Annotated in this window: 26 protein-coding genes; 3 read left to right on the forward strand and 23 right to left on the reverse strand. The window is 57.5% G+C overall.

From position 1 onward, the window contains the following. Position 1: 1 nt before the first annotated feature. From ACAM29_RS12750 to ffh, 18 genes are all read right to left on the reverse strand, one after another. Positions 2–625, reverse strand: a complete 624-nt coding sequence (locus tag ACAM29_RS12750; protein WP_369624360.1) for a YqiA/YcfP family alpha/beta fold hydrolase — start codon at positions 623–625, stop codon at positions 2–4. Next, complete coding sequence (locus ACAM29_RS12755) at positions 622–1,398, reverse strand: metallophosphoesterase (protein WP_206838730.1); 777 nt, start codon at positions 1,396–1,398, stop codon at positions 622–624. The genes ACAM29_RS12750 and ACAM29_RS12755 overlap by 4 nt, the downstream gene beginning before the upstream one ends. Beyond that, positions 1,395–1,835 (reverse strand): DUF1249 domain-containing protein, encoded by a 441-nt coding sequence (locus ACAM29_RS12760; RefSeq protein ID WP_091822689.1) that lies wholly within the window; start codon positions 1,833–1,835, stop codon positions 1,395–1,397. The genes ACAM29_RS12755 and ACAM29_RS12760 overlap by 4 nt, the downstream gene beginning before the upstream one ends. Continuing rightward, complete coding sequence (locus ACAM29_RS12765) at positions 1,825–2,457, reverse strand: NUDIX domain-containing protein (RefSeq protein WP_369624361.1); 633 nt, start codon at positions 2,455–2,457, stop codon at positions 1,825–1,827. The genes ACAM29_RS12760 and ACAM29_RS12765 overlap by 11 nt, the downstream gene beginning before the upstream one ends. Before the next feature lie 76 nt (positions 2,458–2,533). Beyond that, positions 2,534–3,406 (reverse strand): EAL domain-containing protein, encoded by an 873-nt coding sequence (locus tag ACAM29_RS12770; RefSeq protein WP_369624362.1) that lies wholly within the window; start codon positions 3,404–3,406, stop codon positions 2,534–2,536. A gap of 89 nt (positions 3,407–3,495) precedes the next feature. After that, positions 3,496–4,347, reverse strand: a complete 852-nt coding sequence (gene nfo / locus ACAM29_RS12775) for a deoxyribonuclease IV (RefSeq protein ID WP_369624363.1) — start codon at positions 4,345–4,347, stop codon at positions 3,496–3,498. A gap of 9 nt (positions 4,348–4,356) precedes the next feature. After that, a complete protein-coding gene (locus ACAM29_RS12780) occupies positions 4,357–4,536 on the reverse strand; it encodes a hypothetical protein (RefSeq protein WP_091822701.1) in 180 nt (59 codons plus the stop codon). 27 nt (positions 4,537–4,563) lie between these two features. Continuing rightward, on the reverse strand, positions 4,564–6,291 hold the full coding sequence (gene recJ, locus ACAM29_RS12785; RefSeq protein WP_369624364.1) for a single-stranded-DNA-specific exonuclease RecJ: 1,728 nt from the start codon (positions 6,289–6,291) through the stop codon (positions 4,564–4,566). Positions 6,292–6,397: 106 nt separating this feature from the next. Beyond that, the gene (gene thrC / locus ACAM29_RS12790; protein ID WP_369624365.1) at positions 6,398–7,792 is read right to left on the reverse strand and encodes a threonine synthase; all 1,395 of its coding nucleotides are present in this window, start codon (positions 7,790–7,792) and stop codon (positions 6,398–6,400) included. Positions 7,793–7,802: 10 nt separating this feature from the next. Beyond that, positions 7,803–9,104, reverse strand: coding sequence for a homoserine dehydrogenase (locus tag ACAM29_RS12795; protein ID WP_091822709.1), 1,302 nt, complete (start codon positions 9,102–9,104; stop codon positions 7,803–7,805). A gap of 131 nt (positions 9,105–9,235) precedes the next feature. Next, complete coding sequence (locus ACAM29_RS12800) at positions 9,236–9,970, reverse strand: DsbC family protein (RefSeq protein ID WP_369624366.1); 735 nt, start codon at positions 9,968–9,970, stop codon at positions 9,236–9,238. Positions 9,971–10,029: 59 nt separating this feature from the next. After that, positions 10,030–10,959 (reverse strand): site-specific tyrosine recombinase XerD, encoded by a 930-nt coding sequence (gene xerD, locus ACAM29_RS12805; RefSeq protein ID WP_369624367.1) that lies wholly within the window; start codon positions 10,957–10,959, stop codon positions 10,030–10,032. After that, positions 10,956–12,326 carry a hypothetical protein gene (locus ACAM29_RS12810; protein ID WP_369624368.1) on the reverse strand — a complete coding sequence of 457 codons (1,371 nt, stop codon included), beginning with the start codon at positions 12,324–12,326 and terminating at the stop codon, positions 10,956–10,958. The genes xerD and ACAM29_RS12810 overlap by 4 nt, the downstream gene beginning before the upstream one ends. Positions 12,327–12,464: 138 nt before the next feature. After that, positions 12,465–12,821 (reverse strand): 50S ribosomal protein L19, encoded by a 357-nt coding sequence (gene rplS / locus ACAM29_RS12815; RefSeq protein ID WP_091822721.1) that lies wholly within the window; start codon positions 12,819–12,821, stop codon positions 12,465–12,467. A gap of 9 nt (positions 12,822–12,830) precedes the next feature. Next, a complete protein-coding gene (gene trmD, locus ACAM29_RS12820; protein ID WP_091822724.1) occupies positions 12,831–13,589 on the reverse strand; it encodes a tRNA (guanosine(37)-N1)-methyltransferase TrmD in 759 nt (252 codons plus the stop codon). 3 nt (positions 13,590–13,592) lie between these two features. Beyond that, complete coding sequence (gene rimM / locus ACAM29_RS12825) at positions 13,593–14,132, reverse strand: ribosome maturation factor RimM (RefSeq protein WP_091822727.1); 540 nt, start codon at positions 14,130–14,132, stop codon at positions 13,593–13,595. A 15-nt stretch (positions 14,133–14,147) separates the two neighbouring features. Beyond that, a complete protein-coding gene (gene rpsP / locus ACAM29_RS12830) occupies positions 14,148–14,399 on the reverse strand; it encodes a 30S ribosomal protein S16 (RefSeq protein ID WP_091822730.1) in 252 nt (83 codons plus the stop codon). A gap of 169 nt (positions 14,400–14,568) precedes the next feature. Further along, positions 14,569–15,951 carry a signal recognition particle protein gene (gene ffh, locus ACAM29_RS12835; protein ID WP_369624369.1) on the reverse strand — a complete coding sequence of 461 codons (1,383 nt, stop codon included), beginning with the start codon at positions 15,949–15,951 and terminating at the stop codon, positions 14,569–14,571. A gap of 155 nt (positions 15,952–16,106) precedes the next feature. Here ffh and ACAM29_RS12840 point away from each other — a divergent pair, with 155 nt between their 5' ends. After that, positions 16,107–16,904: an inner membrane protein YpjD gene (locus tag ACAM29_RS12840; RefSeq protein WP_091822736.1), complete on the forward strand. Its 798-nt coding sequence runs from the start codon at positions 16,107–16,109 to the stop codon at positions 16,902–16,904. A gap of 73 nt (positions 16,905–16,977) precedes the next feature. Continuing rightward, positions 16,978–18,252 (forward strand): HlyC/CorC family transporter, encoded by a 1,275-nt coding sequence (locus ACAM29_RS12845; protein ID WP_091822739.1) that lies wholly within the window; start codon positions 16,978–16,980, stop codon positions 18,250–18,252. Positions 18,253–18,264: 12 nt separating this feature from the next. On the opposite strand, the gene ACAM29_RS12850 is transcribed toward ACAM29_RS12845, so the two are convergent. Together ACAM29_RS12850 and ACAM29_RS12855 are read right to left on the reverse strand one after the other, a co-directional pair. After that, a complete protein-coding gene (locus ACAM29_RS12850) occupies positions 18,265–18,456 on the reverse strand; it encodes a DUF1289 domain-containing protein (RefSeq protein WP_091822743.1) in 192 nt (63 codons plus the stop codon). Continuing rightward, positions 18,449–19,057, reverse strand: coding sequence for a CoA pyrophosphatase (locus ACAM29_RS12855; protein WP_369624370.1), 609 nt, complete (start codon positions 19,055–19,057; stop codon positions 18,449–18,451). The genes ACAM29_RS12850 and ACAM29_RS12855 overlap by 8 nt, the downstream gene beginning before the upstream one ends. Positions 19,058–19,181: 124 nt before the next feature. On the opposite strand from ACAM29_RS12855, the gene ACAM29_RS12860 reads away from it, so the two are divergent. Beyond that, positions 19,182–19,739: an NUDIX hydrolase gene (locus ACAM29_RS12860; protein WP_206841842.1), complete on the forward strand. Its 558-nt coding sequence runs from the start codon at positions 19,182–19,184 to the stop codon at positions 19,737–19,739. Here ACAM29_RS12860 and ACAM29_RS12865 read toward each other — a convergent pair whose 3' ends face one another. Genes ACAM29_RS12865 through ACAM29_RS12875 form a run of 3 tightly spaced genes read right to left on the reverse strand, consistent with a single transcriptional unit; the run spans position 19,740 to position 22,947 of the window. Continuing rightward, a complete protein-coding gene (locus ACAM29_RS12865) occupies positions 19,740–21,560 on the reverse strand; it encodes a V-type ATP synthase subunit A (RefSeq protein WP_369624371.1) in 1,821 nt (606 codons plus the stop codon). Continuing rightward, entirely contained in the window at positions 21,560–22,264 is a 705-nt protein-coding gene (locus tag ACAM29_RS12870) for a hypothetical protein (protein ID WP_369624372.1), read from the reverse strand. The genes ACAM29_RS12865 and ACAM29_RS12870 overlap by 1 nt, the downstream gene beginning before the upstream one ends. Beyond that, entirely contained in the window at positions 22,264–22,947 is a 684-nt protein-coding gene (locus ACAM29_RS12875; protein ID WP_091822753.1) for an ATPase, read from the reverse strand. The genes ACAM29_RS12870 and ACAM29_RS12875 overlap by 1 nt, the downstream gene beginning before the upstream one ends. Positions 22,948–22,955 lie beyond the last annotated feature (8 nt).

Below are 22,955 nucleotides of genomic sequence, written 5' to 3' on the forward strand. Positions count from 1 at the left end.
TTCAGGGGGCCGCAATCGGCAGCGCAACAGGCACGGGCAGTTCAACTCTGCCCTCGGCAAATGCCTGTACGGCCGGAATCAGCGCCTCAAAATGTTCAAATCCATGACTGCCGCCCGGCTGCACAAACTGCGCACAAGCGGCATATTTATCCACAGCTTCGCGGTAATCCAGTGTTTCATCACCACTTTGTACCAGCAACAGGTAGCGCGACGGGTCCTGCAACTGCGGGCAATGCAACACCAGCAGCTGCTCCAGATGACGCTCTGTCAGTTGATACTGTTCGCGGGTATAGAGGTTCGTGTTTTGTCCCAGCCACTCTTCCAGCAGCCGATACGGATAGACTGCAGGGTTGACCAGCACCGCTCGCAGCGCCGGATTGTGCTCCACCAGCCAGGTACTGTAATAACCGCCCAGTGAGCTGCCGATCAGCGTGACCGGCCCATTGGCCGCTGCAATCTCGGCTTCCAGCTGCTCAATCGCCTCGGCCGGCCAGTGCGACAGGGCTGGCACTCTCAGCTGAGCTGCGTGTCCCTGCCGCTCAAATGCTGCCTGCAGGCAGCGGGCCTTCCAGGACTGGGGCGAGCTGTTGAAGCCATGCACGTATATAAAAACCGGCGCGTTCATGAGGTTAACTCGTGTGGCAGCTGCAACGAATGGGCATCCACTTGACCGTCAGGATGGAGCCTGTACCAGCGCGCGCCCGGAGTGGCACGCGACGGATCTGTTTCCAGCTCGAACTGTTCACAGCCGGCACGAAACTGTACCACGGTCGAAGGCGCCGACCAGAGTGGACGTCCGGCAAAGCTCAGCAGCTGCAGTTGATGCAGGTGGCCACAGATCACACCACGTACATGAGGAGCGGCATCAACCAGATCAGCCAGCGCCGTCGAATTTCCCAGACGGATCGCATCCTGCCACACACTGCCGGTGGGGGTCGGATTGTGATGCAGTACCAGCAGTGTGGGTCGTTGCGGTGCCTGTGCCAACTGCCGTTGCAGCCAGTCCAGCTCGGACCGGCTCAGACTGCCGCTGCCGCGGCCATCAGGTTCCGAGGTGCTGTCGAGCAACAGCAGGGTCCAGTTTCCGCTGTGGATAACTTTATGTCCCAGTTTTCCCGTGTGGTCAGCCAGCTGCATCGCGGCTGTTACATCGTGATTGCCGGGGATCCAGTGCACACAGAGGCTCAGTGGCGCCACAATTTGCAGCAGACGCTCATAGGCATCCGGTCCGCCATGGTGTACCAGATCACCGGTCAGCAGCAGATGGTCGAAGGGGGCAAACTCGGACTGCAGCCACTGTACCAGCCGGATCAGGCACTGATCTGCATCACGACCACGAAACAGCTCACCGGCCACCGGCGGCAGATGACAGTCACTCAGCTGCAACAGCCGAGTCATTCGGCAAACACCTCTTCCAGTAACTGGCCGTGAGCCAGACAGTGGCTGAGCCATTCGTGCAGATAGGTATTGAGCTGTGCCTTTTCATCCGGTTGGTGCATCTGCCGGTTGGGGTAGGGATATACCCCGGACAGCTGCCTCCGACGCATGCAGATCACTTCAGCAATGCGGGCATCGTGGTAGAGCCTCACCACCAGACGCGGGGCATCAAGCCATTCGGATACATTTTCGTACTGATGCGACACCAGTACGGTAGTGGTATAGGTAAAGCGCTCTTCCACCTGCAGCCGTACCAGCGCACGGTGTCCATCATGCACCAGCTGAAACTCGCGTTTGTCGCAGTAATCCAGGTCCGGCAACAGCTTGAGCAAGCGCATGTAGTTGCCCTCGCCCACGGCCTGCTGACGTTTCAGGTTGGGGACATACTTACGTTTCATGACCCACTCCCGACCCTTTCAAACGGTCATGGTTGAGCTGCAGCCACTGCAGCGCAATAATTGCGGCCGCATTGTTGACCACCCGCTGCTGCACCAGCGCAAAGGCTTCAATGGCCGGAATCACATGCACCTTGATGTCTTCACCCTCTTCATCAAGACCGAATACGCCGCCCGATTCGGGAGCATCCACCAATGCGCAGAAAAGCTCGATCCACTCATCGCAGCCACCGGGACTGGGCAGATAACCTGTGATCGGGATCAACTCACCCAGTTCGATGCCAGATTCTTCGATACTTTCACGCCGTGCCACATCTTCCGGCGACTCACCCGGCTCAACGATGCCGGCCACCAGCTCCAGTAGCCAGGGGGCATCCGTTTTGGTCAGTGCACCGGCACGGAACTGTTCCACCAGAACGACTGCATCACGGATCGGGTCATACAGCAGCACACAGACCGCATCACCACGGTCCAGCAGTTCACGCTGAATACGTACCCGTCCACCCTCAAAACGAGGGTGACTGAGCGTCAACCGATGCAGGCGAAAAAATCCCTGATACAGCGGCTCATCCTGCTCCAGACGGACATCGGTCAGATTGAATGCGGGTTGCCAGACAGGGGCCATCACTCCACCTCAGCTCGCGTTGTTTGAATACGCGACTATACCATCGGCAGACAGCAGACCCCAGCCCTGCCGGGACTCAACCGCGCAGGCGCTGCATCGGCTGGCGCATGAGATGAAACAGCTGCCGTGCGGCCTGCCCCGAGCGCACATGCAGCGGACGTCGAATCTGATCCGGTCGCAGCAGCGGCTGTGGGCATGTAGAAGGCATACCCAACAGAAACCCTTGACCCAGACCTATCCCCATCTGCTGCAGGGCGCGCATCTCTTCATACCGCTCAATGCCCTCCGCCAGTATCTGACAACGCAGATTGCGCCCGATCCGGCCAATTGACTGCACGAACTCACGCTTGACCGGGTCACGATCCAGGTCACTGATGAAATGTTTGTCGATTTTGACGAACTCTGGCTGCAACTCGGACCAGAGGCGCAGACCGGAGTAGCCGGCTCCAAGATCATCAATCGCAATCTGAAAGCCCATGCTGCGGTAGTGTTCCACCGCCGCCCGCGTCAACCCCTGATGGTCGAACGGATGCTGCTCGGACAGCTCGATTACGATCGATTCCAGCGGAATATCCAGCTGACGCAACAAGTCGGCAGTAAAACCATGCTGGTGGTCCGGTGAGCTAAGCAGGGACGCGGTTACGTTCAAAAACAAAAGCCCACCCGGCTTCAATTCAGCAAAGCGGGCAAGCGAGCACTTGCGACAGAGCAGCTCCAGCTGCAGTTGATGGTCATGACGGATAGCGGCCTGAAACAGGCGCGAAGGTGCATACAGTGTGCTGCCGCGGGGGCCACGAATAAGTGCTTCATGACCAATCGCCGTCCCGCTGCGCAGGTCCATGATCGGCTGGAATACGGGCTCCAGCAATTCCAGACGCAGAATTTGCTCAAGCTCGGCCCGTTCTGCCGCCATCAGCGTGGCGGATGGTAAGGGTGGCGGTGTGGACATTGGGCTCCCCGGTCGATCGTAATGATAGCCGGGCAAGCCTATTGCATCTTGATGACACTTGAATGACAGTCTGGATCGCTGCTTCAGACTCAGGACTGGGCAGCAGCCAGTGCTCTCAGCTGCTGAATTTCATCCTCCCAGATTTCCGGCTCGATGGTTTCCAGTACCAGCGGTATACCCTCGAAACGACTGTCACGCATGATGTATTCAAACGGCGCCCAGCCGATCTCCCCCTGCCCCAGACTGTGGTGGCGGTCGATGCGGCTCTCCAGCGTCCCCTTGGAATCGTTCAAGTGCATGCCGCGCAGGTATTCAAAACCGACGATACGTTCGAACTCGGCAAAGGTCTGCTCGCAGGCTTCTGGGGTTCTCAGGTCATACCCGGCAGCGAAGGTGTGACAGGTATCGAGGCAAACACCCACACGGGACTTGTCCTCAACCTGGTCAATGATCGCCGCCAGCTGCTCGAAGCGAAAGCCCAGGTTGGAGCCCTGCCCGGCGGTGTTCTCGATAACCGCTACAACATTCTCGGTCTTGGCCAGCGCCAGGTTGATCGACTCAGCAATGGTCGCCAGACAAGTTGTCTCATCGACTTTTCTGAGATGACTGCCGGGATGGAAGTTCAGCAGTCTCAGCCCCAGCTGCTCACAGCGCTGCATTTCGTCCAGAAAGGCTGCACGGGATTTTTCCAGAGGCTCGGCTTCCGGGTGGCCGAGATTGATCAGATAGCTGTCGTGGGGCAGGATCTGGTCGGCACTGAACCCCAGCCGCTCACAGTTGGCTTTGAACACCTTGATGCTTTTGCTTGTCAGCGGTTTTGCATCCCAGCGGCGCTGGTTCTTGGTGAACAAGGCAAAGGCGTTGGCACCGATTTTGGCCGCATTCAGCGGCGCATTTTCCACCCCGCCGGCTGCGCTGACATGGGCTCCGATGTAGTACATGCTGTCCCCTTACAGTTTGCAGGCGCCGCCAAGGCAGTCGTCAAAGTCCATCGACGCCAGTTCTTCCTTTTCGGCATGCTGCGTCTTGATGCGGCTGAGCAGATCGGCTTCGACGGCATCCTGACTGGCACCGGCGCGGTTGAATACATTCAGCAGGGCAGTCAGTTCTTCCAGAGTCAGTTCGTGCATGGGAGTATCTCCAGTGTGTAAATGGCATTAACAGGGCTGCAGCTGATCCACCATCAGCTGCAGGGTACGCTGACCACGAAACTCGTTCACGTCCAGCCGATATACCAGACGCAGTTTCTGTACCGACTCATTGGGCCAGCGCAGGGTGTCTACATTGAAGGCGATCGCATCCAGTGCCTGAGCACCACCTTCGGGCATCACCACCAGTTTGAGGTGACGCTGACCGACGATACGCTGCTGCAGCAGATGGAAGCGGCCCTCAAACAGCGGCTCGGGGAAATGGTGCCCCCAGGGGCCGGCGTTGCGCAGAGCCTCGGCCAGCTCCATGCTGAAGGCGCTTTCCGGCAACTCGCCATCGGTCAGAATGCGCTGGGTCAGATCCTCGGCGTCCAGCTGACGCCTGACCTCGGCATCAAAGGCGTCGCGGAAGGCATCCAGCTGATCTTCCGCTATGGTGAGCCCTGCGGCCATGGCGTGGCCACCGAATTTCTTCAATAGCCCCGGATGCTTGGCTGCCACGGCATCGAGCCCGTCACGGATGTGGAAGCCGTTGATGGAACGGGCCGAGCCCTTGACCTCGCCGGCATCACCGGGGGCAAAGGCGATCACCGGGCGATGAACCCGTTCCTTGATGCGGGAGGCCAGAATGCCGATTACGCCCTGATGCCAGCTCTGATCATACAGGCACAGACCAAAGGGCAGCGCCTGATCATTCAGGCTCAGCCGACCCAGCAACTCCAGTGCCTGCTGCTGCATCTCCTGTTCGATGCCACGCCGCTCACGGTTGAGATCATCCAGCGACCGGGCCATTTCCAGTGCCCGCTCGTAATCATCCTCCAGCAGACACTCGATACCGATCGACATGTCTTCCAGCCGCCCCGCCGCGTTCAGTCGCGGGGCGATGGCAAAGCCCAGATCACCGGCCACCAGTCGTTCACGGTTGCGCCCGGACACTTCGATCAGCGCCAAAAGCCCGGGGCGTGCCTGTCCGGCACGGATACGCTGCAACCCCTGCCAGACCAGCGCCCGGTTGTTGCGCTCCAGCGGTACCACATCCGCTACGGTGCCCAGTGCCACCAGATCCAGCAGGCTGGCCAAATTGGGCGCCTGTGCCTTGAACCATCCGCGTTCATGCAGGGCACGACGCAGCGCGATCAGCACATAGAAAATCACCCCCACTCCACAGGTGGACTTGGCAATGAATTCACAGCCAGGCTGATTGGGATTGACGATGGCACAGGCCGCAGGCAGCTCATTACCCGCCAGATGGTGGTCGGTTACGATCACATCGATGCCAAGGGCGTTGGCCCGAGCCACACCCTCAATGCTCGAAATGCCGTTATCCACCGTAATCAGCAGGTCTGGCTTGTGCACTGCCGCCACATCGACAATTTCGGGGCTCAGGCCGTAGCCATATTCAAACCTGTTGGGCACCAGATAATCGACTTCAGCAGCGCCCAGCATGCGTAACCCCAGCATTGCCACCGCAGTACTGGTAGCCCCGTCGCAGTCGAAGTCACCCACAATCACGATTGACTGGCGCTGCTCCAGCGCCTGCACCAATCGTTCCACTGCTGCGGCCATGCCTTTCATGCGGTTGTCCGGCAGCAGTTCCTGCAAGCGACGGCCCAGCTGTTCAGGATCCTCAATGCCACGCGCGGCATACACGCGCGCCAGCACCGGATGCAGAGCCTTCAGGCCCGGGTGGCTAGGGTCAACCTGCAGGGGACGCTGTTGAATCACCGGTTCAGTCATAGTGCCATATCAACCTCTGTGACATGCGGGAAGTGCACAAACAAAAAGGCCCGCCGTCAATGCAGCGGGCCCCGTGCCTGGCCCGAGCGGACCAGGTATGGCAGGCTCAGCCGCGGTGGGCGTTATCAGTAATATACTGCTGAACCACGGACAGATCGTTAGCCAGCACTTCAAAGCGCTCGTCACGCTCGAACAGATCGGCCATATGGGCCGGCAGCTGAGGCGATTCCAGACCCGCTTTGACGACCGGTTCCGGGAACTTAACCGGATGTGCAGTCGCCAAGGTGATCATCGGCACCGACTTGTCACGCCAGCATTCGCGAGCAGCCTTGACGCCAATCGCGGTATGCGGATCGAGCAGGTAGCCAGTTTCGGCATGCACATCGCGGATCACGTCACAGGTAGTGGCGTCATCAATGGCGTGGCTGTCGAACAGTGCACGCACCTTCTCCCAACGCGCCGGATCCAGCTGCACGGATTCCTTCTTGAAACGTGCCATCAGATCGGCAATTTCGGCACCGTCACGGCCATAGACATCAAACAGCAGGCGCTCGAAGTTGGAGCTGACCATAATATCCATGGAGGGTGACAGGGTGTGCACCAGTTCGCCTTTGGACATGTCATTACCGCTGATCACGCGGTGCAGGATGTCGTTGCGGTTGGTGGCGACCACCAGCTGCTCGATTGGCAATCCCATCTGCTTGGCCAGATAACCGGCAAAGATATCACCGAAGTTGCCGGTGGGCACCGAGAAGGAGACCGGACGGTGAGGGCCGCCAACAGCCAGTGAAGCCGAGAAATAGTAGACGATCTGGGCCATGATGCGGGCCCAGTTGATCGAGTTAACAGCACCCAACTTGAGGCCATTGAGGAAGCCCTGATCGGCAAAGCTATCCTTCACCATCTCCTGACAGTCATCAAAGTTGCCTTCCAGCGCGATGTTGAACACGTTGTCGGCCTTGATGGTGGTCATTTGACGGCGCTGTACTTCGGACACACGGTTGTACGGATGCAGGATAAAGATATCCAGGTGCCTGGAGTGACGGCAGCCTTCGATGGCAGCAGAACCGGTATCACCGGAGGTAGCACCCATGATGACAAGACGCTCGCCGCGCTCGGCCAGCACATGGTCCATCAGGCGACCCAGCAGCTGCAGGGCGAAATCCTTGAACGCAAGCGTCGGGCCATGGAACAGCTCCAATACCCACTCATTGGTGCCCAGCTCTTTCAGAGGTGCCACTGCGCTGTGATTGAAACCGGCATAGGTGTCATCGATCATCCGCTTCAGATCGGCATCCGTGATGCAGTCATCCACAAACGGCTTGATCACCTTGAAGGCCAGTTCGGCATAGGACAGACCGGCCCAGGAGGCGATCTCGTCCCGGCTGAAAGTCGGCAGGGTTTCCGGCACATACAGGCCGCCGTCACTGGCAAGACCTGCCAGCAGCACATCCGCAAACTTCAGTTTAGGCGCCTGGCCACGGGTAGAAATGTAATTCATTGCTCGTTCCTCAATCAGCCAGCAGCTCAACACGGATGCGGATGATCTCGCCGAGGATATCCGGCAACGCTTCGATCTCGCGAATCGCCTCATTCATCATCCGTTCTTCCACCCGCTGGGTCAGCATGATCACCGGCACTTGAGCTTCGGTGGTCTGTTTCTGGATGATCGCTTCAATATTGATCCCCTTCTCACCCAGAATACGGGTTACATGGGCCAACACGCCGGGGCGCTCCACGGCCTGCAGACGCAGGTAGTAGGCGCTGGTGGTTTCCTCCACCGGAAGAATGGGCGCATCGGATAGCTCGGAAGGCTGGAACGCCAGGTGTGGCACGCGGTTGTCACGGTCAGCGGTCAGGGTACGCACAACATCGACGATATCGGCTACAACCGCAGATGCGGTCGCTTCCGCGCCAGCACCCGGACCATAGTAAAGGGTCTGGCCAACTGCATCGCCGTCCACCAGAATCGCGTTCATGACACCATTCACATTGGCCAGCAGCACATCACGCGGAATCAGCGTCGGGTGGACACGCAGTTCTATGCCCTTGTCGGTGCGACGGGTAATACCCAAATGCTTGACACGATAGCCAAGCTCTTCGGCGTATTGCACATCCTGAGGGGTGATTTTGCTGATGCCTTCGGTAAAGGCCTTGTTGAACTGCAACGGCACACCAAACGCCAGTGATGACAGAATCGTGAGCTTGTGCGCTGCATCGATCCCTTCGACATCGAAGGTAGGATCGGCTTCAGCATAACCCAGCGCCTGTGCCTCCTGCAGCACGTCAGCAAAGGCCCGACCCTTTTCACGCATCTCAGTCATGATGTAGTTGCCGGTGCCGTTAATGATGCCCGCCAGCCAGTTGATCTGGTTAGCGGCCAGCCCTTCACGAATCGCCTTGATGATCGGAATACCGCCGGCAACGGATGCTTCGAACGCCACCATCACGTTCTGTTCCTGCGCGGCTTCAAATATCTCGTTACCGTGCACCGCAATCAGTGCCTTGTTGGCTGTCACGACATGTTTGCCGTTCTCGATGGCGGTCATCACCAGCTCGCGTGCCGTTTCATAGCCACCGATCAATTCAACCACGATGTCGATCTCGGGGTTGGTGGCCACTTCAAACACATCAGTAGTCAGCTGCATGCCAGAGGTGTCACAGGCTGGATTCTCGCTGCGTGTACCGATCTGCTCAATGATGATTTTCCGACCGGCACGCCGGGAAATTTCCTCAGCATTTCGAATCAATACATTGAATGTACCGCCACCAACGGTACCCAGACCACAGATCCCTACTTTTACAGGTTTCAAGCCAACACCTCACAGATTGTTCGGTCAGATCAGACAGCCGCCAGCTGGCGGTTAAAAAATGGGCTCCATTATAGCGAAAAGGCGGGCCATGCACTATGCACGCCCGCCTCGGTATGCCCGGTTTGACCCAATCAGTTCAGTTCCAGCATCTGCTGCAGACGTGCGGCAGGTACATAGCCGGGCAGCAGTGTGCCATTTTCCAGTACCAGAGCAGGAGTGCCCGTGACACCAACTTTCTGGCCCAGTTCATACTGTGCCTGCACCGGGTTGTCGCACTCCTGCTGGCTGATTGAATCACCGGCCTTGACTTCATCCATGCGCTCACGACGCTCCTGTTCGTTGCCACACCATATCGATTCCATTCGGGAGAAAGTCTTGGACTGGGGGCCGCCACGCGGGAAGGCAAGATAGTTCACCTGCACCCCCATGCGATTCAGTGCCGGCACCTCGTCATGGAGCTTGCGGCAGTAGGGGCAATCTACATCCGTGAATACGTTGACAGTCGCCTTGATCTCACCTGTCGGCCTGTAGACCACCATATCGGCCTCTTCAACGCCCTGCATTGCAAGTTGACGGGCTTCGTTGCGTTTCTGTTCAGTCAGATTGACCAGCCCCTGCTCTGTATCCACACGATACAGTTGCCCTGCCAAAAGGTGCGTGCCCTCGCTGTCGGCGTACAGGGTTTCACCGCTGCTCAGCACCACCTCATACAGCCCGGCCATGGGTGCTGGCTCCACGCTTTGCACCTTAAGCCGACTGTCCACACTGTTGAGCTGCTGACGGATTTTTTCGGCAGCTTCATCAGCTGCCCAGACCGAGCCCGTGAGTACCAGCATCAGGGCGGAAGTCAGTGTTGTTGATCGCATGTAAACCTCTATTTTCAGGTGAACCGTTTCAGGTAGAACACGAATTCGTTAATTGGTTCCTATCCACGTGGATGATGTGCCTGGTGCAGCTTCTGCAGGCGATGGCTGGCCACATGGGTATAGATTTGGGTTGTGGACAGATCACTATGGCCCAGCAGCATCTGTACAACGCGCAAATCTGCGCCATGATTGAGCAGGTGGGTGGCAAAGGCATGGCGCAGCACATGTGGTGAAAGCGGTTTGTCGATCCCGCTTTCGATGGCATAGCGGCGCACCCGGTACCAGAAGGTTTGTCGGGTCATGGCCTGACCGCGACGACTGACAAACAGGGTTTCTTCCCGCGGGTTGTCGGTCAACAGCGGCCGAGCCTGGTCCAGATAACGCCCCACCCAGTGAAGCGCTTCATCACCGACCGGTACCAGCCGCTCCTTGTCACCCTTACCAACCACTCGAATAACACCAAGCCGACTGTTGATCTGCTCCAGCTGCAGTGATATCAACTCGGTCACACGCAGGCCGGTCGCATACAGCAGTTCCAGCATGGTTCGATCCCTGAGACCCAGCGGCTCACTCACATCCGGAGCAGCCAGTAGAGATTCCACATCCTGTTCGGTCAGGGTTTTGGGCAATGGCCGCCCCATACGCGGATTGTCCAGATTCAGTGTCGGATCCTCGACAATGCGCGCCTCGCGCAACTGGTAACGGTAGAACCCACGTAAACAGGAAAGCAGGCGAGAGGTTGAACTGCTGCGCAGCTGCTGTTGCAGGCGCCAGTTCAGATACTGCTGCAAACTGTTTCGACCCGCCTGCAGCAGGTGCTCACCACGGCTGCTCAACCAGTGCGCATACTGGCGCAGATCGCGCCGATATGAGGCGATCGAGTTATCACTCAACCCCTTTTCCAGCCACAGACTGTCGAGCCACAGATCAATCTGTTGTTCATCCTCTGCGGCAACGGTTACTGCGGTACAACGACGATCTGCACTCAACGCCAGACCTCAGCCTGCTGAATGCGGTCGTTGTCCAGAGGGTACTCGGCGACACCCTGCTTCAATCTCTGTATGACTCTGACACCCTGCCCGTCAGCATGTACCAGCTGACCTTCCACATCGTTGCCGAAGTAGGTAAAAATGCGTACAGGAGAGCCCAGATAGGCTGGCAGTTCTGCCAATGGCGTTGGCTGATATCGTTTTATCACCGGCCGTTTCCGCACCCGTTGTCCTGGAGCTGAATCAGACTCTGCTGCCTGCAGGGCCTCTACGCCGCCCGATAATTCCGCTTCAGCCTCCGCGACGGCTGCGTCTTCTTCAGGCTCAGCACCAGACTCCATGCGACCGGGGTTACCGGCCATAGCCAGCCCCGTCATTAATTCAGGCCAGTTGATGCCGTCAAGCGCCAGCGGCTTACCATTGATGCTGAACTGCAGATTGAGTGACTGCAACACCGTCATCGGATCCTGCATCATCAGTTCGGCAGCACCAACACCCCCCACCGGACGCAGACTTAAAGCCATGTCAGCGTCTGGCTGCTGCAGGTCAAAATAGGCCGTCAACAGGCTGTCGGGCAGTTCAACCCCACTGGCATTCAGCCATTGAACGAAAAGCTGCCGGTGCTGCTGCCGATATTCGTCAGGTTTTATACCCGACTCAGCAGCGCAAAAACGATCACGCCGCTGATTATAGCCTTGATCCGCATAGCTGAACGAGAGTGTTTCAAGGCGCGCATTGCCGCTGGCCATCATCGGATTCTGCAACTGGCTTGGATCAGCACTAATAGCCATTTCCATGCGCGTTTCAGCCAGGTCTTGTATATCCACGAACAGGTCAAGATGCACCTTGCGCGCCTGGTTGTCGCCTCGATAATCCAGGTTGATATCCATCAGCATTTCGCTGAATCCCATCCGTTTCATGGTATTGATATCAAACTGACGTACATTGCCACACCCCAATGCATTAGGGCTGACATAGAGCGGATTGGACTCAAGCATCAGGTCGGACTGCTGCTGAGCCATACGGAACAGCTCCGAGTCTAGCCCCTGTCTCATCCGCTTCAAACTGACGTTAAGCTGTTCGGGCGGAGCATCACCACCAAAGAGGAAAAAAAGAGGGTTACCTGCACGGATACGCACTGCATCGATACTGACAGGTGCATGCATCTGACGGGGCGATATCACCAGATTATTGACGCCAACAGTGCCATCCGGGTGAGCATAGACGGACCCATAGCTAACTTCAGCAAAAGGTGCCATCTGCTGCGACAATTCATCGGCTTTGCTTTTGACCTGATACCAATAGAAGCCATACGAGGCCGCCGCGATCAGTATCAGAACCACCACTCCCGTTCCCAGCTTGCGCATGGCGACACTCCTGCACCCATTCAGTTTCCGTTCAGAGAAGAATTCTAGGACCTGACCATACAAATGGCGAGCATCCAGATCAACAAAAAAGGCAGCCACAATGGCTGCCTTTTTCTGGATCGTTGGGTGAGGCGTACCTCAGCCCAGCTTTTCCTTGATGCGTGCAGACTTGCCGCTACGCTCACGCAAGTAGTACAGCTTGGCCTGACGTACGTCACCGCGACGCTTCACTTCGATCTGTTCAACAGTCGGGCTGAAGGTCTGGAAAGTACGCTCAACGCCCACACCGTGGGAGATCTTGCGCACGGTGAAAGCGGAGTTCAGGCCGCGGTTACGCTTGCCCAGCACTACACCTTCAAACGCCTGCAGACGGCTACGAGTGCCTTCTACTACGCGTACCTGTACCACTACGGTATCACCCGGTGCAAATGCCGGGATCTCTTTGCTCATCTGTTCAGCTTCAATCTGCTGAATAATCAGGCTCTTGTTGCTCATCGCTCGCTCCTAAGTATTTCTACCGCTGGCCTCCTGGGCCTCGCGGACATATTCGCTTAACAACGTCTGCTGCTCGGGGTTCAGATCAATCTTTTGCAGCAGGTCCGGACGCCGTTCCCAGGTCCTTCCCAGCTGCTGCTTCAGTCGCCAGCGCCGAATCTCGGCATGGTTGCCGCTGAGCAACACTGCGGGCACCTGCTGCCCCGCCAGTTCTTCGGGCCGGGTGTAGTGGGGACAGTCAAGCAGACCCTCAAAGAAGGAATCCTCGGTTGCAGAGTCCTGATGACCGAGTACACCCGGTATCATTCTTGCCACTGCATCCACCATCACCATGGCCGGCAGCTCGCCACCACTGAGGACAAAGTCGCCCAGTGACCACTCTTCGTCAATTTCGCTCTGCAACAGACGCTCATCAATGCCTTCATAGCGTCCGGCCACCAGAATCAACTTTTCCGCTGCTGCCAGCTCACACACACCCGCCTGATCAAGGCGGCGCCCCTGGGGTGACAGATAGATCACCCGAGCGCCCTCACCGGCGGTTTCTTTTGCAGCCAGAATCGCATCACGCAACGGCTGCACTTTCATCAGCATGCCAGGGCCACCGCCATACGGGCGATCATCCACTGTGCGATGCCGATCATGGGTGAAGTCGCGGGGATTCCAGCACTCCACCTGCAGCAGGCCGTTACGAACCGCCCGTCCGGTGATGCCATAGCGGGTAACCGCCTCGAACATCTCCGGGAACAGGCTGACGATCCCGAACCACATCACTCAGAAATCCGGATCCCAATCGACCCGCATCAATCCTGAATCAAGATCAACCTCTTTCACCACCTGATCAGGCAGCCAGGGAATCAAGCGCTGTTCGCGATCAATACTCTCGGCCGTACCCTTCACCACCAGCACGTCATTCGCACCGGTTTCCATCAGGTGACTCACCCGTCCCAGCAATACGCCGGATTCGGTGTAAACCAACAGGTTTTCCAGCTGGCTCCAGTAATACTCACCGGCCTCCAGATCAGGCAACTCAGTCTGGGGCACCATAATCTCGCGCCCATGCCAGAGCTTTGCCTCTTCCGGAGTATTCACACCGGCCAATTTGGCGATCAGGCCTTTCCCATGGCGTTTGCCAGCTTCCAGCCTGACAGGCACTTTCTGCCCGCCTGACTCAACCAGCCATGAGTTGTAGTTCAGTATGTTTTCCATGGGCTCGGTATAGGAATGAATCTTGATCCAGCCCTTGATCCCATAAGGTGCAGTGAAGCGTCCCAGTACAACCAGGCCTTCCTGTTTTTCACTATTTACTGACACGGCCCGAATCCGACCTTACTCTGCTGCCTTGCGTGCTTCTTTGAGCAGCTGAGCAACACGCTCAGAAGCCTGAGCACCCTTGCCAACCCAGTACTCAACACGTTCCAGGTTAACGCGCAGACGCTCTTCCTGACCACGTGCAACCGGGTTGAAGAAACCGACCCGCTCGATAAAGCGGCCATCACGCGCATTGCGCGAATCGGCTACAGTGATGTGATAAAACGGACGCTTTTTAGCGCCACCACGAGACAAACGAATAGTGACCATGCGCTGGACCCCTTTATTTCGCTGGATGGGTTTTAGGATCGCCCATCATTCTTGTTTCTTCGCTTCCCCGGCCAAACTGCCCAGATAAACGAAGGCCAAACTAAACAGGGCGGTGATTTTACGTGAAACCACCGCCCGTTGAAAGCAAAAAGATCAGTTTTTAATCAGCTCAGAAGCGCGGAAAGCCGCCGCCTCCGCCCATGCCTGGGGGCATCATGCCTTTCATGCCACGTGCCAGCTTGGCCATCCCAGACTTGGAACCGAATTTTTTCATCATTTTCGCCATCTGCTTGTGCTGTTTAAGCAGACGGTTCACATCCTGAACCTGTGTGCCTGAACCCTGGGCGATACGACGCTTGCGTGACCCCGACACAATATCAGGATGACGACGCTCATGCGGTGTCATGGAGTTAATGATAGAAACCATCTGCAACACACCCTTTTCGGCCTGTGCAGCCTGCGCAGCCTGTGCCATCTGCCCCATGCCCGGCAGCTTTTCCAGCATCGACATCATGCCGCCCATGCTCTGCATCTGCTGGATCTGCTCCTTGAAGTCCTCAAGATCAAAGCCCTTGCCCTTGGTGATCTTCTTGGCAAATTTTTCGGCCTTTTCCTTGTCGATCTTGTGCTCGGCTTCCTCGATCAGCGACAGTACGTCACCCATGCCGAGAATGCGTGAGGCAACACGATCCGGGTGAAACGGCTCAAGCGCATCGGTCTTTTCGCCAATCCCCAGGAACTTGATCGGCTTGCCGGTGACATGACGCACAGACAGAGCGGCACCACCACGGGCATCACCATCGGTTTTGGTGAGAATCACACCGGTCAGCGGCAACACTTCATTGAAAGAACGCGCTGTATTGGCCGCGTCCTGACCTGTCATCGAGTCCACGACAAACAGAGTTTCGACCGGGTTAACGGCGGCATGCAGACGCTTGATCTCCTGCATCATGTCTTCATCGACATGGAGACGACCCGCAGTATCGAGAATCAGAACATCGAACGCCTTGACGCGAGCGTGCTGAATCGCCTGTTCAGCAATAAAGATTGGATCCTGGTCAGCACTGGAGGGGAAGAACTCGACACCCACTTCACCGGCCAGTGTTTCCAGCTGACGAATCGCAGCCGGACGGTATACGTCTGCAGACACCACCAGCACTTTCTTTTTCTTGCGTTCCTTGAGAAAGCGCGCCAACTTGGCCACCGAGGTGGTTTTGCCCGCACCTTGCAGACCCGCCATCATCAGCACGGCTGGAGGCGTTGCCGCAAGATCCAGTTCCGCGTTGGCTTCACCCATGACGCGGATCAGTTCCTCATTAACGATCTTGACGAAGACCTGCCCAGGACTCAGGCTCTTGCTGACTTCCTGACCTACAGCGCGTTCCTTCACGCTGTTGATGAAATCTTTCACCACAGGCAGGGCGACATCCGCCTCGAGCAATGCCATGCGCACTTCACGCAACGTGCCCTTGATGTTGTCTTCAGTCAGCTTTGCCTGACCGGTTACACTGCGCAGTGTCTGTGTAAGCCGTTCTGTCAGATTATCAAACATCGCATACCTCTATCTGCCGGCGACCGCACTCCCGGCAGCCACCTTTTTAAAACGCTTTGGCGACATATTATACAGGACCCCCCGCCCAGGCGGCACCTTATATTTCCTCCTCTGCGCATTTGTGCCACACTTGGCGGTCTTTAGGGAGGATATGGATGCTGATCACCACGACACTCGTTGCTGTACTCTGCTATGCGATTGCCACGGTACTGCAGTGTCGTCGGCTGTCGTCCACGGCCCATGAACAGCTCCGCACCCCCATTCGCATCCTGGGCCTTGCCGGTTTTCTGCTGCAAGGCTATGCCGTGTATCTGGAGTTGCACCACCCGAATGGCATCGACCTCAGTTTCTTCCCGGTCGGCTCTCTCATCGCCTGGGTCGTGGCAGGACTGGTACTTATCAGCAGCCTCAGACACCGGCTCGATAACCTGTTCGTAGGTGTGTTTCCTCTGGCCGCCATCACGGCACTGCTGACAGCAGTCACACCCGAAGCCAACATACACAAACCTTACGCCGGCGGTTTGCTGGCGCACATCCTGCTGTCACTGCTGGCCTATAGCCTTTTCACCATCGCTACCGTACAGGCCCTGATGCTGTCGCGTCAGGAACGCGCCCTGAAGCAACACCATACCCGCGGATTGGTTGCTTCGCTGCCACCGCTGCAAATCATGGAGCGCTTACTGTTTGAGAGCCTCTGGGCCGGTTTCCTGCTGCTGACCGCCGCCCTGATCAGCGGCTTCCTGTTTGTTGACAACCTGTTTGCCCAGCACTTGGTCCACAAGACTCTGTTTTCGCTGATCGCCTGGAGTGTATATGCCCTTCTGCTGGCGGGGCGACACTTCCTGGGCTGGCGCAGCCAAACTGCTGTACGCTGGACGTTGGGTGGCTTCGTATTGCTGATGTTGGGCTTTTTTGGCTCCAAACTGGTATTGGAGATGCTACTCAAGATGTAGCCCGCTCGCTTGACAGCCCCTGTGGCTGACCAGAAAATGAACGCCCAAATCCGCAAACAAAGGTTCCTGTCCCTTGGACGACGCGTCGATAAGCACACTTACCGCCATCCTGGTTCTGCTGATCTTCTGTTCAGCATTTTTCTCCAGCTCCGAGACCGGGATGATGTCCCTCAACCGCTACCGACTGCGCCATTTGGTCAAGAGCGGTCATCGCGGAGCACGCAGGGCCAATAGTCTGCTGGAACGACCGGACCGGCTGATTGGCCTGATTCTGATCGGCAACAACTTCGTCAACATTCTCGCTTCCGCCATTGCCACCGTGATTGCCGTCCGCCTCTGGGGGGACGCCGGCATTGCCATCGCCACCGCTGGACTGACGCTGGTGATACTCATTTTCGCTGAAGTATCACCCAAAACCATGGCCGCTCTGCACCCGGAAAGAATCGCTTTTCCCGCCTCCTATATTCTGAAGCCGCTGCTGAAGCTGGCTTACCCGCTGGTTTGGGTCATTAACGGGATTACCAATGGTTTCCTGCGTCTATTTGGCGTCAACGTCAATGATGCCGGCAACGAACACCTGAGTACCGAGGAGCTGCGGACCATCGTACATGAGGCGGGCTCACTGCTGCCCCATCGCAACCAGTCGATGCTTCTCGGAGTACTGGAACTGAATGAGGTCACGGTCAACGACATCATGATTCCGCGTAACGAAGTGGAAGGAATCGACCTGGATCTGGAGATGGATCAGATTCTGGAGCTGTTGTCCAAAACCGGGCACACGCGTCTTCCGGTTTATCGCGGCGACATCAACAACATTGTCGGCATCCTGCACATGCGCAATCTCGCCCAGCTTATTCAGCAGGGCAATCTGACCAAGCCGGCCATCATGCAGGTTGTGCATGAAGCCTACTTTGTTCCAGAAAGCACACCCCTCCAGACTCAGCTGCTCAACTTCCAGCGCCACAGCCGCCGCATCGGTGTCGTGGTGGACGAATACGGGGATGTTGAAGGGATCGTGACACTGGAAGATATTCTGGAAGAGATCGTGGGAGAGATGTCCAATGACCATGATGACCTGAACCAGGAGATACACCCACAGGAAGACGGCAGCTTTTTTATCGATGGCAGCGCCTACATCCGTGAAGTCAACAAGGCTCTACACTGGAGCCTGCCGACTGACGGCCCCAAGACACTGAATGGCTTGATCACGGAAATTCTGGAGTCGATTCCGGACGCCAACGTCTGCCTGGAGGTATCTGGCTATCGAATGGAAACCCTGCAGATCTGTGACAACTTGGTCAAAACCGTGCGCATTACCAAGACAGCCAAGGCCCTGGAAAGCTTCTAAACTCTGGCGAGATCACAGCATCTCGCCCTGTTCCCGCTGCCGAATCAGCGCCCAGACCGCCCGCTTCTCGTCATTATTCATGCTCCCCCAGCGGCTGATCTCCTCGCCGCTGCGGTGGCAGGCAATGCAAATATCACCCTCACCCAGTGCGCACACACTGACACAGGGGCTCGGCACCGGTTTTTCATCGGCATATTTATTCATGCTCGGTCTCGCGGTGTTCGGGGCGGGGCCGCATCGGAATGTCGGCATCAAAGCCCACATTAAGCAGCTCCGCCAGAATATAGGCTGTCAGCCCCCATATCACCTCACCCTGCCAGTGCCAGGCGGGTACGTAGCGCACTTTGCCGGCAAAGTCGATCTGATCAAGGCGTCGGTTGGCCGGGTCAAGCAGATAGCTGAGTGGTACCCGATGGATGCTGTCAATCTCGCCGGGATTGGGTTCCAGCGGCAGGCGCGATGGAATCACTCCCACCCAGGGGGTCACCTGCAACAGATGTTTCGAGACAACTTGCCCCAGTGAGCCGATCACTTCAACCTGTCCCGGCGGCAGGGCAATTTCTTCTTCAGCCTCGCGCAGCGCGGTTGCCAGCAAATCAGGGTCTTCAGGATCTCGCTTGCCACCAGGAAACGCCATCTCTCCACTGTGAGTAGAAAGGTAGGGCGAACGCAGGGTTACAATCACTTCCGGGTCGGCGCTATCCGTGAGCGCCAGCAGCACTCCGGCTTCACGCCCAGCCGTACGCAGCCGCCAGGGGCGATGTCGTTGCAAGCGATGACGCAGTTGGTGAAGCGGGTCAGACATGAAACGATCCATTTGTGGACGGGATCACTATAATACCCTGCACGACAGGCATCAGCGACCCTGCTTGCACCCCGCCATTGCGGGACGTTACCCTGCCAACTCTGAACCGGAACAGGCACCGCCAATGAACTTCTGCAGCCACTGCGGCGAACGCGTTAGCTTGAGAGTACCCGAAGGCGACAACCGACCAAGACACGTATGCGAAAGCTGCGGTCGTATTCATTACCAGAACCCGCGCATCATCGCCGGCTGCCTGCCGGTGTACGGCGACCAGGTGCTGCTGTGTCGCCGCGCCATCGAGCCACGCTATGGCTACTGGACGCTGCCGGCCGGGTTTATGGAAAACGGCGAGTCCACCGAGCAGGCTGCCCTGCGGGAAACGCTGGAAGAGGCCCAGGCCAGGGTGCAGCTTAAGCAGCTTTACACGCTGACATCCATTATCCATGTCAATCAGGTGCAGCTGATTTATCTGGCAGAACTGGAGCGCCCCGAATTCGGCATCAGTAACGAGACGCTGGAAAGCCGCCTGTTCAGTGAAGATGAAATCCCCTGGGACCAGCTGGCTTTTACCACCATTCGGAACGCCCTGCGCTTTTACTTTGCGGACCGGCGCGAGAACCATTTCCCGTTGCGCCATATTGAGATGGAGCCCGGTACCGACAGCCTGCTGCTCAAACCCTGATTAGCCTGCCGCCGAAAGGCCGACCATCTCGATCTCCTGCAGGAATCGAGTGTAGTCGGGGCTGTCCTGGCGGCTGTAGTTCAGGTTGCGGAACAGACCACTGAGGCGGACAAAGTGCTCACGCACCTGCTCCTTTTCCTCCAGCTTCAGCGGGTGGTCCAGACAGCGCACCAGTAATCCGAACAACTCCTGCTGACGACTGAGCGAGGTGGAAGCATCGACGTCGTCGAAGGCATCCTGTTGCAGATACACCTGGTCCAGACACTGAGCCTTCTGGAAAGTCAGATAATCGTCCAGGGTTACCCCTTCCTCACCGGTTACCTGCATCATCTGTTGAACCTGTTCGCCGTCACGGATCAGCTCAATCATGCGCTTGACCTGCCCGACCCAGCCGTCGGATAGCTCGCGCGTAAACCAGTCTTCCAACTGATCCAGATAGCGTGACCAGGAGATCAGCGGATCCACCGCTGGGTAGGCGCGCTTGTAAGCGCGCTCGGCACTGAGGCCGAGAAAGGTTTTCACCGTACGCAGGGTGGACTGGGTCACCGGCTCTTCAAAGTTACCGCCAGCGGGCGATACGGTGCCTATCAGGGTCAGGCTACCGGTACTGCCGTCGTTGGTCTGCACCATACCCGCCCTTTCGTAAAGCGCTCTCACGGCCGAGTCAAGATAGGCAGGAAAAGCCTCTTCACCGGGAATCTCTTCAAGACGGCCTGATGTTTCACGCATAGCCTGTGCCCAGCGCGAGGTTGAGTCCGCAATGACCAGTACGTTATAGCCCATCTGACGGTAGTATTCGCTGATGGTAATACCGGTATAGATGGATGCTTCGCGGGCAGCCACCGGCATGGACGAGGTGTTGCAGATAATAACGGTACGGTCCATCAGCGTACCGCCACGCGGGTCGGGCAGGTTGGGAAATTCGGTAATGGTTTCCACCACCTCACCGGCGCGCTCGCCGCAGGCCACGATCACCACGATATCGACGTTGGAGTAGCGCGAAATCAGTCCCTGCAATACCGTCTTGCCGGCACCGAAGGGGCCGGGGATGCAGGCAGTACCACCCAGTGCCACCGGAAAAAAGGTGTCGATCAGGCGAATGCTGGTCAGCATGGGCTGTTGTGGAAACAGCCGCTGGTTGTAGCCTTCGCGCAACAGATCACGGTTAACCGGTACACGCACCGGCCAGCGCTGTTGCATGCTGACTTCACGCTCCTGACTATTAGCCAGCCGCAGCCGAACCACCGGGGTCGCAACACTGAAGCTGCCCTCCTGCACCCAGCTGACCTCTGCTTCGCCGCGCAAATTGAACGGCACCATAATCTTGTGGCTGAACTTGCCTTCAGGCACACGTCCCAACAGATCACCGGCCTTGACGCGGGTACCCACTTTAACCACTGGCTGGAACGACCATTTCTGATTCTGATCGATACCGTCAACGGCCAGGCCACGCGGCAGAAAAAAGCCGTGCTGGCCGGCGATCAGTTCCAGCGGATTCTGCAAGCCGTCATAAACCTGCCCCAGCAGGCCCGGCCCCAGCGCTACGGAGAGCATCTGTCCGGTTTGCTCAACCGCATCACCGATGGCCACACCACGCGTGGTCTCAAACACCTGCACATCAGCTTCGCCATGGCGCACCCGAAGCACTTCGGCCTGCAGCTTTTCCGTACGGCCAGCCTCACTCCGCTGCGGACAGATCAGTACCACTTCGTTTTTGGTCAGAGGGTAAAACTCACCCTCTGCATCACGCAGCATGCGGATACTGACAATATCATCATGCACGCCGGTCACACGTGCGGTCACGGTATTCGCTGAACTCATTATCCTGCCTCTGTCACTGAGTGGAGAGTCTCGTCCTGTTTGAATCCTGCCAACGCGCTGGTTACCAGCCGGCTGAACTGCTCCTGCGCCTGCTCACCCTGCCAGCGCAGCCGGTATTCGGCAATCGACCAGCGCAGGCGGTAGGCGGCCACGGCGGTAAAACTGAAGGGGTTACACTGCTCAAGCTCACGCAGCTGCTGCCAGAACCAGACTAGCAACTGCTGCTCCAGCTCAGCACTTTGACCCTTTTTAAGCATACTCTGGGCTTCAACCAACCATGGAAAACGCCCGCCAAGGGAAAAGTCGGACTCCTGCCAGTGGCGCCGTATCAGCCACACCAGATCACCGAAGCCCTGAAACCCATTACCCTCCGACTGCCCCGCCAGCCGATAGCGCTGAGCGGCAATCAGGGTACGCCAGACCAGGTGCTGCTCCAGCAACTGCTTCAGCGTGTGGTCCTGAATCTGTGCCAGTTCCTGCTGCCAGTGCTGGACTTCATCCCGGTCCGACAACTCTTCATCACCATCACGCTCACGCTGAAACAGACGCAGCGCCAGTGCCAGCTGCCGCTGATCCGCTGCATCGAGCATGCCCAGCCGCTTTTCCAGCTGCAGAATCGAGATCGGCAGCTCCTTGAGCTGATCCATGCGTGCCGGCAAGGCCGGCAGTGCAGGAATGAGCGTGTAGTAGGAAGACGAGGACACTAGCGGATCACCCCTTCCAGTATCGCTCTGAAGCGTGGCTGCAGGTGACGCAGCAGCAATTCTGCCAGCGCACGGTCGCTCAGGTCGATCTCGGTAGCCTCGCCATTGGTCCGAATCCTGATTCCCTTGCCATCATGGGTATCCAGTACTATACCCTCGCGCAGCAACACGCTGAGCTGCTCCTGCACGTACTGGCTTAGCTGGCTGGCTCTGTAGGCCTGAGGATGGCGCCGCAGCTCTTCCAGACCAATGAAATCAGCCGGCAACAGCAAGTCAATTTTTTCCATACTGGCCAGATCAGCATCACCACAGGCCTGCAGTACCACTTCACGGATCAGTTCACGCATGAACGCATGGCTGTCCAGCTCCTCGCTGATCAGCAGTTTCACCCGGTCGGCAAAGGTCCGCGACAACATCTCACGCACCTGCAGATTCATGTCGCGAGCGGCCATTTTCAGTGCGTCTTCGCCGGCACGTTTCATGCGTTCTGCCTCGTCATGCGCTTTGCGCTTGAGCTCATCCGCTTCCTGATGCGCCTGCTGCAACAACCAGTCGGCCCGGTGCTCCGCCTCTTCTATCAGCTCGGCTGCACGTTGCTGGCCCTGCTCGACCCCCTGCTCTCGCAGGCGCGAGATCAGTTCTTCAACACCGGACGCTGCATGGCCCTTAACCTGCTCGGTCATGGTCTACC

It is taken from the genome of Marinobacterium sp. BA1, from assembly GCF_041155135.1.
Lineage (GTDB): Bacteria > Pseudomonadota > Gammaproteobacteria > Pseudomonadales > Balneatricaceae > Marinobacterium > Marinobacterium iners.